The sequence below is a fragment of the Bartonella capreoli genome (genome assembly GCF_902813205.1).
In the GTDB taxonomy this organism is placed as follows: domain Bacteria; phylum Pseudomonadota; class Alphaproteobacteria; order Rhizobiales; family Rhizobiaceae; genus Bartonella; species Bartonella schoenbuchensis.
This window is the reverse complement of the sequence record NZ_CADDZX010000006.1, coordinates 15,351-27,581: the sequence shown is the minus strand read 5'-3', so window position 1 is coordinate 27,581 and position 12,231 is coordinate 15,351. Positions and strand designations below refer to the sequence as shown.

At 36.4% G+C, this 12,231-nt stretch carries 7 protein-coding genes; 4 read left to right on the top strand and 3 right to left on the bottom strand.

Features of this window, described 5'->3' with window-relative positions:
• Positions 1-59: 59 nt before the first annotated feature.
• From flgH to J7R05_RS05775, 4 genes are all read left to right on the top strand, one after another.
• Positions 60-728: a flagellar basal body L-ring protein FlgH gene (gene flgH, locus J7R05_RS05790; protein WP_246468240.1), complete on the top strand. Its 669-nt coding sequence runs from the start codon at positions 60-62 to the stop codon at positions 726-728.
• Between the two features lie 108 nt (positions 729-836).
• Positions 837-1,343, top strand: a complete 507-nt coding sequence (locus tag J7R05_RS05785) for a flagellar basal body-associated FliL family protein (RefSeq protein WP_208541577.1) — start codon at positions 837-839, stop codon at positions 1,341-1,343.
• Positions 1,340-2,101, top strand: a complete 762-nt coding sequence (gene fliP / locus J7R05_RS05780; RefSeq protein WP_208541576.1) for a flagellar type III secretion system pore protein FliP — start codon at positions 1,340-1,342, stop codon at positions 2,099-2,101. Before J7R05_RS05785 ends, fliP begins: the two co-directional genes overlap by 4 nt.
• A gap of 195 nt (positions 2,102-2,296) precedes the next feature.
• Positions 2,297-3,445, top strand: a complete 1,149-nt coding sequence (locus J7R05_RS05775; RefSeq protein ID WP_208541575.1) for a flagellin — start codon at positions 2,297-2,299, stop codon at positions 3,443-3,445.
• Between the two features lie 111 nt (positions 3,446-3,556).
• Here the strand turns inward: J7R05_RS05775 and J7R05_RS05770 are convergent, their stop codons facing one another.
• The 3 genes from J7R05_RS05770 to J7R05_RS05760 form a co-directional block, all read right to left on the bottom strand.
• Complete coding sequence (locus tag J7R05_RS05770; protein WP_208541574.1) at positions 3,557-5,983, bottom strand: autotransporter outer membrane beta-barrel domain-containing protein; 2,427 nt, start codon at positions 5,981-5,983, stop codon at positions 3,557-3,559.
• Between the two features lie 149 nt (positions 5,984-6,132).
• Complete coding sequence (locus J7R05_RS05765; protein ID WP_208541573.1) at positions 6,133-8,448, bottom strand: autotransporter outer membrane beta-barrel domain-containing protein; 2,316 nt, start codon at positions 8,446-8,448, stop codon at positions 6,133-6,135.
• 549 nt (positions 8,449-8,997) lie between these two features.
• Positions 8,998-12,156 (bottom strand): autotransporter outer membrane beta-barrel domain-containing protein, encoded by a 3,159-nt coding sequence (locus J7R05_RS05760; RefSeq protein ID WP_208541572.1) that lies wholly within the window; start codon positions 12,154-12,156, stop codon positions 8,998-9,000.
• Between the last annotated feature and the right edge of the window lie 75 nt (positions 12,157-12,231).

The following is a 12,231-nucleotide window of genomic DNA, read 5'->3' as shown; positions in this document are numbered from 1 at the left end:
AGATGAAACACAGTCAAAAACGCTCTTTACACTTTTTTTTAAAGGCTGGCATAGCTTTGATGTTAATGCCATTGGCTGCTTGTTCTTATAATCCGAAGGATTTTAATTCGGCACCAGATTTTTCTCCCGTACGTGCAGATTTAGGCTTTGCGCCTTCACGTGCAGCCCATTTTTATCCACCGGCACCAAAAGAAAGCAAATATTCGCTCTATCGTCCCAATGTTGTTAATAACTTTTATCGTGATCCACGGGCAATGAAGCCTGGTGATGTATTGACTGTGCAAATATTTATTAATGATCGGGCTAGTTTTAATAATAAAAGTGATTTAAAGCGTGATTCAAGTTCCAAATATACTGTTGGAACGCAGTATTCGTTTTTAGAAAAGCTTGCAGGTAGTGTTGAAGCATCATCATCAAACCAATCTAAAGGTGATGGTAAAGTAGAGCGGCAAGAAAACATTCGTCTTTCCATTGCTGCTGTTGTAACAGATGTTTTGCCAAATGGTAATTTGGTTATTAGTGGTTCGCAGGAAGTGCGGGTTAATTATGAAATGCGTATTCTCAATATTGCGGGGATTGTTCGTCCACGTGATATTTCTGGCAATAATATGATTGATTATGACAAAATTGCTGAAGCACGCATTTCATATGGAGGGCGTGGACGTATGAGTGAAATACAGCAACCTCCTTACGGTCAACAGTTACTCAATCAAATTGCTCCTTTTTAATTCGTTATACTATAAGGGTCTTTTTAAATTTGAGATTCGTTTAATAATAATTTCAGGCAATCAATAGAATAATTTTACTTCATTATTTGTAATAATAAGGGGTTCTTTATGGCAGAAGCGCTGAAGGAAGAAGAAAAAACAGAAAAAAAAGACAATAAAGACAATGGTGTAAAAACATTATTGATCGTTGGGGTTGTTTTGACAGTCGTTGCTGCAGCTTCTGGGTGGCTTCTTGGTATGTGGATGAGTAAAGAAGTAACACCAAGTTCCAATGATTCTAAAGAACCAGTGGCAAAAACTTCAGCAAGTTTGATTATGGACGATTCACGTATGATTATTTTGCCTCCTATTTTGACTAATATAGCGGTGCCGGATAAAACTTGGATTCGAATGGAGGTTGCATTAGTTGTTAAACCTGGTGAAAATATTTCGCCGGATATGGTGGCCGATATATCGAATGATTTTGTATCGTTTTTACATCAAATGACAATTGAACAAGTAAAGGGGCCATCGGGTTTAATGAATTTACGTACCGATCTTTTTGATCGCGCTAAAATTCGTTCTGACGATAAAATAAGTAATATTTTGATTTCAAGTTTGGTAATAGAACAATGAAGAAATTTGTCGGTTTTGTATTCATGATGCTTTTGTTGGTAACAACAGATGCTACAGACGTGTTTGCACAACAAACAAATTTGGCAAGCACTGGTGGCCTTTCAGGGCTCCTCGCACCAACTGACGGCAAAATCAGTGGACGGATTGTTCAGCTTTTTGGTTTGTTGACCGTTTTATCAGTGGCACCTGGTTTGTTAATTATGGTGACAAGTTTCACTCGTTTTGTTATTGCTTTTTCACTCTTGCGTTCAGGTTTAGGGCTGCAAACGACACCTTCTAACCTGGTGATGATATCATTGGCTTTATTTATGACCTTTTATGTGATGGCACCAACATTTAATACTGCTTGGGAGCAGGGGGTTCAGCCTTTAATAAAAAGTGAAATCAGCGAACAAAAAGCTATAGAAAAAATTAGCCAACCTTTTCGTGAGTTTATGATATCGCAGGTTCGTGAAAAAGATCTTGATTTGTTTGTAGATCTTTCCGATCCTTCTTTTAATGTTAAAACAGGGGCTGATATCGATTTTCGGGTTTTAATTCCTGCTTTTATGATTTCTGAGTTACGCCGTGGATTTGAAATTGGCTTTCTTATTGTTTTACCTTTTTTGGTAATAGATCTTGTTGTGGCGACATTGACAATGTCAATGGGGATGATGATGCTTCCACCAACAGTTATTTCTTTACCGTTTAAAATTTTGTTTTTCGTGTTAATCGACGGTTGGAATCTGCTCGTTGGAAGTTTAATAAGATCTTTTTAAATATAGTTAGCACAGTCATTAACTATAGTTAATATATATTTGTATTTAAAATACAAATATACTTTACAAAGTATTTTATTATTATAAAAATAAAAATATACTTTAATTTATATTTCTAATAGATATTTATTTTTTTGATGCAAGCTTGGGGGAGGGCTCCTAGCATCCCATCTATTTTTTCTTTGGGGGCTAATTATGGCTATAAACTTATTTGTAAACCAGTCAGCGGTTGCATTGCAAACAGTACAATCAATTGATAATCATTTAAGCCGACTACAAGATCAGCGTGAAGCAGAGTTACAAATTCGCAATACGCCAGATCACGCTGCTTATGAGTCAATTTCACCAATGATGAAATATGATAGTGCTACAATAGTTTCAGTTGTTGATGCTATTAAGCAGAGCAAAGAGCAGGTTGAAGTTGCAAAAACTGTGGTTGAGCTTACCAAAGGTTCGTTAGACACAATCGAAAAATTGGTGATTTCTGCATACACCAAGGGGGCTGAAGATTTTTCAAAGATTCAAGATCATATTGCAGAACATGTGAAAGATCTCTCTTATGCCATTGAAGAGGCTGCTATTAGTGCAGGAAATATTGTTGCCAATGGTGGGATGAAAGCCAAAATTCCTTCTTCTTATAGGCATGAGGGTTTAACTGTTTATGTTGATAGCATTGAAATTGGCGGTCCAGAATTGAACTTTGGTGTTTTAAATATCGATGGCACAATCGATATGTCTAAAGGCATTTTGAAGAATATTTTTAATACAGGTACAACAATGAATTTTGATGCGGCCAAAGTGGTGTTTGATACGGCACAAAAAGACTTTCAAAAATTAAAAGATACTTTTATTCAAGCAAAAACTCACTATGCTGCTGATCCTTCGTTGACTCGTAAAGTGGTGTATAATGATGCTCAGCAAGCTATTGATGACAACACAAAAGATAATGAAGTATTAAATAAAACAAAAGCTGAACTTAAGACAGTTGCAGAAAGTATCTCTCTGGTAGATTTTGTAAAAATGAGGGATATTGATCAATTATCTACTGAAGTACGCGATATCCTTTTTGAGAGTCTTCAGAACAATATTCAAAACTCAATTACTTCGATTTTAACTGCAGAAACTAAAATTAATTCTATAATTAATTTAATTGATATTCAGCCTGAACTTGTCAAAACATTAGTTGGAAATATCGACTCAAATATTAGGGCTTTAGTTGATATTAATATGGATGCTGAATCAGCACGTCTATCAGCTTTACAGATACAAAAACAACTTAGTGCTCAGACATTTTCAATTGCTAATCAAAATACCTATCATACTTTAGCTCTTTCACAAAAATAGAAAAGCAACTTTTTAGATAGGTTAATTCCTTTTTGATAACACAAAAAACTCCCTCCTATCAAAAAAACAAGCACATAAAATTACCTTTTTGATCAAAGTAAAATAATATTTTTAAAAGCGATAACGCAATGTTCCTGAGAAAATAGCTCCAGATAAGCCAGCTTTTTGAAGTTTTTGCTGATAACTAATATCTCCATGGAATGTAACGTTTTGAATAAGTTCTGCATTAACACCTATTCCCCCTTCAATTGCAGGTCCTATAGGGTCAAAATAGAAACTCTTCTTGCCAACTTGTACTGTTCCTCCATCACCAAAAACACTGATAAGATTAAGCTTACCATAGAAAGAAAGGGTACGACCGTCTTCAAACTGGTTAACATTTTTAACCAAACGCCCACCCATACGCGCTGACCATTGATAAGGATTGCTCATATCCACCTTAAAGTTATCGGTATCTTGAATGGTATTAAACATTAATTGCTGGTAAGCAATCTGTGTCTGTGGCTCAAATACTAAACCTTCAATACTGGTTACAAGCTGTTTTCCCAAAGTAGCAGACACACTCCACGTTTTAGCATCATCCACTCTCGCGGTTTGACCGATAATAGCATTGGAGATATTTCCTCTAAAGAGACCATAGGATAAGAACGTATTGATGTACACTCCATTGTTATGCTGTATACTGCTATAGGCCGTGAAGAGCCATTTATCAAATGTAGTCTTCTTAACATCTGCCATATTTTGTGGCGTGAAGGACAGTTTTCCATAAGTGCCTAAAAGCCCAAAATATGAAGAAGTATTTTGCCCTTCCAATGCAGCCAATGCAACACTCGTTTGTAAAGCAGCATAACTAATATCAGCACCATAACCGTATTCAAGTGCAGTACGGTTAGATGATAAAGTCACTTTGTTTCCATAAGAAGATATAAAAAAGGAAAGTTTTTTATCATTTTTCATTTCCCATGGCATTGTTCGAATATTAGTTAAAAGAGCATTTTGATTTTCAATATCAGTGAAACCTGCAGCAAATAAAGCATTTGGCATTACTAAATAGTTTGCCATTTGCGGTAAAAGAGCCTTTACGTTTGAGTTGGGGAGGTATTGATTTTGCAGGCGAAAATCCCAAAAAGTATTACTATAATATGGATTTATATCCGATGTTCTTTGGTTAATGTTAGGTAAATCATTACGTAATGTTGATCCATAAGCATTTAACGTATGTTTGTAAGGTGAACCATTGATTGTAATATAACGCGTCGCTAGTTTGAAAGAATTCTTTGTTGCGTGTCCGGCAACGTGGATAAGAGAAATCCCACGTTTATTTAAAGGAAGAGAGTCAGTTACAAAAAGCAAATTTTCTGAATCCGGAACATTTTTATGAAAATTGACATATACCGTTGTTGATCCTGATACGTTTCCCCTAATAAATAAGCGGTCAGCTTTTTGCCCATTAGTATTTAAATAGAGCTTAGCATTACCTCCTGCATTATAGACTTCTCGGGTACCAGGTGTTCCTGATCCCACATACAATGTTTGATAATGACCTTCTGTTGGGCTTTCAAAAATAATAGTACTATTGTTGATATTAAGCACAGAAATATCAGAGCGGGCTCTTTGAGCAATATCAAGAATCAATGCTCTTGGAATAGGCCCAAGCAGTTTATCTTTCGCACTTGTTTCTGTTTTACTAACCCTTAAGATCCATGTGGAACCATTATTGAGATTTAAAACTGTTTTCTGCTGTAAACTCCCCACCGCATCTCGATCATTATAATATCTTTTATATGCCTCTACTGCTGCTTGTTTAGCTTTATAATATTTTTCTGCTCTTAGCCTCTTCATGCCTTCAGGAATTCGTTCTATAGGATTTTCTTGGCTCATAAGTTGTAAAATGGAGATCTCTGTTCGATCACTTACACGATTACGTGCCAATTGTGCCTTTGCTTCGTCTATATCTTTTTGTTTTAAAATCCTTGTACCACCTTTTAAAACAGAGTGATCTGCGGTTAGTATAAGAGTACCAATGTTGTCTCCTTTATGTACTCTATTTTTCACTAAAACATCGGCATCAATTTCTGAATTTTTAAGGAATACTGTACCGTTTGTAGAAGGTCCTAAAATACCCATACCACTTTTAACAAATAGCTTTGTATTGATAAACGTTACTACATCGGTATCCCGTCTTAAATCTGGTTGTTTGTAAGAAAAGAAGGAGATACCAGCTCCACGCTCGACAGTTACAAATGAATCTAAAAGAGTGATCTTACCATCTGAGACTAGCAAACCAACTTGTCCGCCTGTTGCATGAATGTTTGTGGCATTGATAGTTCCACCATTCGTTGCACTAAGAGCATAAAAACCTGAAAAATTTCCTCCGTTTCTTATTTGTGAAGAGCCATCAGCAATTATTGCATTTATTGCATTACTACTTCGTAGGTAACTATTTACTCCATTATTATTTTGTGCATAACTTGTGCTATAATAAGAACATAAAAAAAACCCACTTACGGTACATAATAAAAGACTTCTTTTACGCATGTATATATCCTTAAATATGTATTTCCCTTCTAAGATCTCTAACGAATCATTTAACTTATTCTGTGTTTTATGTAAAGTATAAAACACAATATATATTTTATAACTTAACGAAATATATATTTTATAACTTAACGATATGTAAACTCTTTTTAAAAGCGATAACGCAATGTTCCTGAGAAAATAGCTCCAGATAAGCCAGCTTTTTGAAGTTTTTGCTGATAGCTAATATTTCCATGGAATGTAACGTTTTGAACAAACTGTGCATTAAAACCTACCCCCCCTTCAATTGCAGATCCTATAGAATCAAATTGAAAGTTTTTCTTGCCAGCTTGTATTGTCCCTCCATTACCAAAAACACTGGTAAGATTAAGTTTACCATAGAAAGAAAGGGTACGACCATCTTCAAACTTATTAACATTTTTAACCAAACGCCCACCCATACGCACTGACCATTGATAAGGACTGCCTATATCCACTTTAAATTTATCAGCGTCTTGAATGGTACGAAATATCAACTGCTGATAAGCAATCTGTGTCTGTGGCTCGAATACCAAGTCTTTAACGCTGGTTTCTAGCTGTTTCCCCAAGGTAGCAGACGCACTCCATGTTTTTGCATTATCCACTCTTGCAGTTTGACCAATAATGGCATTAGAGATATTTCCTCTCAAAAAACCATAAGACAAAAGCATATTAATGTACACTCCACCATTATGCTGTATACTGCTATAAGCTGTGAGGGCCCATTTATTGAGTGTAGTCTTCTTAACATCTGCCATATTTTGTGGCGTGAAGGACAGTTTTCCATAAGTGCCTAAAAGCCCAAAGTATGAAGAAGTGTTTTGCCCTTCCAATGCAACCAATGCAACACCTGTTTGTAAAGCAGCATAGCCAATATCAGCACCATAACCGTATTCAAGGGCAGTGCGGTTAGACGATAAAGTCACTTTGTTTCCATAAGAAGATAAGAAGAAAGAGCTCTTTTTATTGCTTTTCATTTCCCATGGCATTGTTCGAATGTTAGTTAAGAGAGTATTTTGATTTTCAATATCAGTGAAACCTGCAGCAAATAAAGCATTTGGCATCACTAAGTAGTTTGCCATTTGCGGCACAAGAGCTCTTATCTTTGCACTGGAATCGAGGTATTGATTTTGCAGACGGAAATCCCAAAAAACATTATTATGTGGATTTACGTTAAACAATTTTTGGTTGATATCAGCTAAACCGTAGCTTGATTTTGGTCCATAAGCATTTAACACATATTTGTAAGGCAAATCGTGAATGGTGGTATAGCCATTTGCTAATTCAAAGGAATTTTCTTTTGCATTTCCAAAAACTTGGATTAGAGAAATCCCACGTTCATTCCAAGGACGAATTACAGTTACGTCTGTAGGGTCTCCATGAACATTGGTATGAACTGTTGTTGATCCTGTTACATTACCCAAAATAAGAAGGCGATCAATTTTTTGTTGATCTGCTCTCTTATCATCACTCCACTGAGCATTTAAGTGGAGATTTACATGACCTTTTGCATTGTAAACTGCTTCACGACCATCTGTTCCTGTTCCTATGTACAATGTTTGATAATGACCTTCTGTCGGGCTTTCAAAAGCAACAGTACTATCGTTGAGATTAAGTATAGAAATATCAGAACGGGATCTTTGAGCAATATCAAGAATCAAGTTTTTTCGAAGAGGACCAAGCAGATTATCTTGCGCACCTGTTTCTGTTTTACTGGCCCTTAAGGTCCATTTGGAACCGTTGTTAAGATTAAAAATTATTTTTCGTTGTGGATTTGTCGGAGGGATTGCAGATTGGTTATTACGATATTGTATTACATCTGCAGCTTCTTGTTGTGCAAATCTTGTACCACCTTCTAAGGTAGAGTGATTTGCGGTTAGCATAAGAGTAGCATTATTGTTTCCTGGATGCGCTTTATTTTTCACTAAAACATCAGCACTGATTTCTGAATTTTGGAGAATTATTGCACCGTTTGCAAAAGGTCCTAGAATACCTATACCACTTTTAACAAACAACTTTGTATTAAGAAATGTTACTACATTGGTATTATATCTTCCGTGAGATATTGTTTGCGGTTGAAAAACAATACCGAATCCCCGATTGATAGTTATGATTGAATTTTTAAGGCTAATTCTACCATCTGAGGCTAACAAACCAGCGTGCCCTGCTTTTGCATGAATGCCTGTGGCACTAATACTTCCACCATTTGTTGCACTAAGAGCATAAAAACCTGAAACACTTCCTCCGTTTATTATGATTGTTAAAGGATAGTGATCAGCATCTATTGCAATTTCTTTGTCATAAATATTAACATTATTCAGCACTATTGGCTGACTATTGGTATTTGCTGAAATTCCCCCTCTCGTATCACTATGCGCATAGCTCATGCTATAATAAGAATAAAATAAAACCCCACTCAGTGCATAATAAAAGGCATTTTTACGCATCTATATACCCTTAAGTATTTACCCATCTCCTTTTATTAGAAGCGTTTAACTTATTCTGTATTTTATGTAAAGAATAAAAAACGATATATATTTTATTATTTCAAAGATAGGAACATTTTTTAAAAATGATAGTACAATGCTCCTGAAAAAATTTCCGGATAACCCGGCTTTTGAAGTTTTTTCTGATAATTAATATTTCTAGGGAGTGTGATATTTTGGACTCTCTGCATATAAATTTTTCCTTTTCAATATAATTTCTATAAGATCAAAGGAAGAAGCTATTACCGGTTTATATTGTTATCATATTGTCAGAAATTTTGGTAATGTTCAGTTCACTATTCACCATGAAAGGAAATATTACAACTGTTGATGTTAGTCACTTTCAACCGTTAATCATAACAGCGTCGTGTATTAATTTCTTCCCACAAAATAAAAAAGAAGTTTCCTTTTGATGATCAATTTTTGTGTGATGAGATAAAAAGATTTCAACATATTAAAAAGGCAGCACATTGTGCTGCCTTTTTAATCAAAGTGAATATTATCACTGTTTTAAAAACGATACTTCAATCCTCCTGAGAGAGTTGCTCCAGATATACCAGCTTTTTGAAGTTTTTGCTGATAGCTAATATCCCCATGGAATGCGATATTCTGGAATAGTTGCGCATTGACACCTATTCCTCCCTCAATTGCTGATCCCATGGGATCAAGATGGAAGCTATCACCAACGCGTATTGTTCCTTCATCACCAAAAGTACTGATAAGGTTCAGTTTACCATAGAAGGAGAAAAGATGACCATCTTCAACACGGTTAACATTTTTAGTTAAACGTCCACCCATACGAACGGCCCACTGATGAGGATTACCCATATCTACCTTAAAGTTATCGGCATCTTGAATGCTGCCCAACAACAATTGTTGATAAGCAATCTGCACCTGTGGTTCAAAGATCAATCCTTCAACACTGGTTACCAGTTTTTTACCCAAAGTAGCAAACACACTCCATGTATTCGCATCGTCTAACTTTGCAGTACGACCAATAACAGCATTGAAGATATTTCCTTTCAAGAAACCATAGGATAAGAGTGCATTGAGGTACACCCCACCATTATGCTGCACACTACTATAAGCTGTAATACCCCATTTTTCGAGTGCAGTTTTATCAACATCTGCCATATTTTGTGGCGTGAAGGACAGTTTTCCATAAGTGCCTAAAAGCCCAAAATATGAAGAAGTGTTTTGCCCTTCCAATGCAGCTAACGCAACACCTGTTTGTATTGCAGCATAGCCGATATTAGCTCCATAGCCATATTCGAGACCAGTGCGGTTAGACGATAAAGTTGTTTTACTTCCATAGGAAGACAGGAAGAAAGGATTCCGCTTACCGTTTTTCATGTCCCATGGCATCGCTGTTCGAATATCAGTTAAAAGAGCATTTTGATTTTCGATATCAGTGAAACCAGTGGAAAATAAAGCACTTGGCATCACTAAATAGCTTGCCATTTGTGGCACAAGAGCTTTTACCTTTGAGTTGGCAAGGTATTGATTTTGTAGACGGAAGTCCCAGAAATCATTACTTTTATTATCTACAACACTCTCATCAACACGAGCATTTCGATTATTTTCATCAGATGTATCATCTTCAACGGGATCTTTCTCAAACAACATTTGGTCAGCACTAGCCAAATCATTGTTCGATTTTGATCCATAGGCATTTAGTATATATTTGTAAGGTGAACCACTAATTGTAGTATAACCATTCGCTAATTTGAAAGAGTTTTCTTCTGCTTTTCCAGAGACTTGGATCAGAGAAATCCCACGTTTATTCCAGGGGACAAAACCAATTGCTTCTGTAGCATTTCCTTGAGCGTTAACATATACTGCTGTTGATCCTGATACATCACCTTTAATGAGCAGATGATCAGCTTTTTGCGCTTTTATCTCCTTACCATCACTCCATTCCGCATTTAGGTAGAGTTTAGCATTACCTTTCGCATTATAGACTGCTTCAGTATCATGTGTTCCTGATCCTACTTGTAATGTCTGATAATGATTCTCTGTTGGCCCACCAAAAACAACAGAACTATCATTAAGATTAAGCACAGAAATCTCAGAGCGGGATCTATCAGCGATAGGAGCTAGCTGATCGCCAGCTGTTTCTTTTTTACTAGCTTTTAAAATCCATTGAGAACCATTGTTAAGATTAAAGATCACATTATTTGTTTCCCCAACCCTCGTGCCACCTTCTAAGGTAGAGCGATCTGCGGTTAAAGTAGCTGTAGCCTTATCTGTGGTTTGCAGTAAAACATCAGCACGAATTTCAGAATTTTTAAGCGTGATATTATTATCAAACTCTTCAGATGATGTAAAAACTTGGTCCCGTTCTTGAGGATCCTCTTCATTATCGATAGAAAAGTTAGCAAGATAAATACCAGTACCATTCTTAACAATAAGTTTTGTATTGGTGAAATTGACTTTATTACCTTTACTTTTTTCGTTAGATAAATCTAAACCGATTTTATCCGCTGTTGCAGAAACAGCGGCAACATCAATTTGTCCTCCCTCTTTTACATAAAAGGCAATACCATCTTCTTGTGTGTGAGGATCATTTCCTGCAATTGCAGTAACAGAACCACCATTCATTGTAACTTTTGTATTTTCACCTTCTGCAAACAAACTATTACCTTGATTGGATGTAACTGCAACGTTTGTAAGAGCAATTTGCCCTCCATCTTTTGCATAAACTGCGTTCTTTCCGCTAACTTTTCCTCCCACCATCGTGATTTGGGCTTTTTGTTTTTCTGCGACTAATCCGACATTTTCAGATGTGACTTCAACATTGTTAAGTTCAACAACACCTTTCTCCACAGCTTCTATTGCTTTTGCTGTTTTGCCTGCTACCTCAATAGAGCCTCCATTCATTATAATTTGGGCTTCGTTACCTGCAGATAGCCCTTTATCCTCAGACTCAATTGCTACGTTATTTAAGTTAATTGTACTTTTATTATCACTCTTTACGGCTGTTTTAGCTACGCTAATAATACCTCCAGTCATTGTGATCGTTGCCTCTTCTTCTGCAGACAATCCAACGCTCTCAGATACGATTCTTTCAACATCATTTAAGATGACAACACTTTTACCTTTAGCATTTACTGCTATAGCAGTGTCGTTACCTCTTACATTTATATCACCGAAAGGGTTATCAAATTTACCTGCATCAATAAAGCCACCATCCATTGTGATGTGCGATCCATCCGTCGCCACTAACCCTTGTTTTTCAGATGCGATGAGAACGTCACTTAATGTAACAACACCCTTGTTTGCAGCAGATACTGCTACATCAGTTACGTTAATAATACCGCCAGTCATCATAAATTGAGCATCTTTTTCTGCCTTAAGACCAGTCGCAACTTGATCAATGAATGTTTCGCCCTTCAACTCAATCACACTTCCAGAGCCACTAGCATATGCACCAGTTCCTTCTTGTTTTTCCTTACCAGTCAGCGTTAAATTGGTACCGTCGATTTTACCACCACTTGTTGCACTAACAGCGCTTTTTCCCTTACCTGCAGCTTTATATTCTTTACCAGAAACTACTTGTGGATCTTGCTCACCAGTAACACTAAGAGTTTCCTCTGCATGTACATTAAAATGAGCGCCAAACAATACAATAGCCGCTGCTGTGGATAATAAGAGGGACTTTTTATGCATGATACTTTCCTTACTTACAAACCCCATATTCATCCCTCCCCGCTTATAAGAAGGATACAAATGGATTATTTAGAG

Bases quoted from the DNA above. Each gene is read 5' to 3' on its own strand.
- flgH (WP_246468240.1), top strand. From the start codon at position 60: ATGTTAATGCCATTGGCTGCTTGTTCTTATAATCCGAAGGATTTTAAT.
- J7R05_RS05785 (WP_208541577.1), top strand. From the start codon at position 837: ATGGCAGAAGCGCTGAAGGAAGAAGAAAAAACAGAAAAAAAAGACAAT.
- fliP (WP_208541576.1), top strand. From the start codon at position 1,340: ATGAAGAAATTTGTCGGTTTTGTATTCATGATGCTTTTGTTGGTAACA.
- J7R05_RS05775 (WP_208541575.1), top strand. From the start codon at position 2,297: ATGGCTATAAACTTATTTGTAAACCAGTCAGCGGTTGCATTGCAAACA.
- J7R05_RS05770 (WP_208541574.1), bottom strand. From the start codon at position 5,983: ATGCGTAAAAGAAGTCTTTTATTATGTACCGTAAGTGGGTTTTTTTTA.
- J7R05_RS05765 (WP_208541573.1), bottom strand. From the start codon at position 8,448: ATGCGTAAAAATGCCTTTTATTATGCACTGAGTGGGGTTTTATTTTAT.
- J7R05_RS05760 (WP_208541572.1), bottom strand. From the start codon at position 12,156: ATGCATAAAAAGTCCCTCTTATTATCCACAGCAGCGGCTATTGTATTG.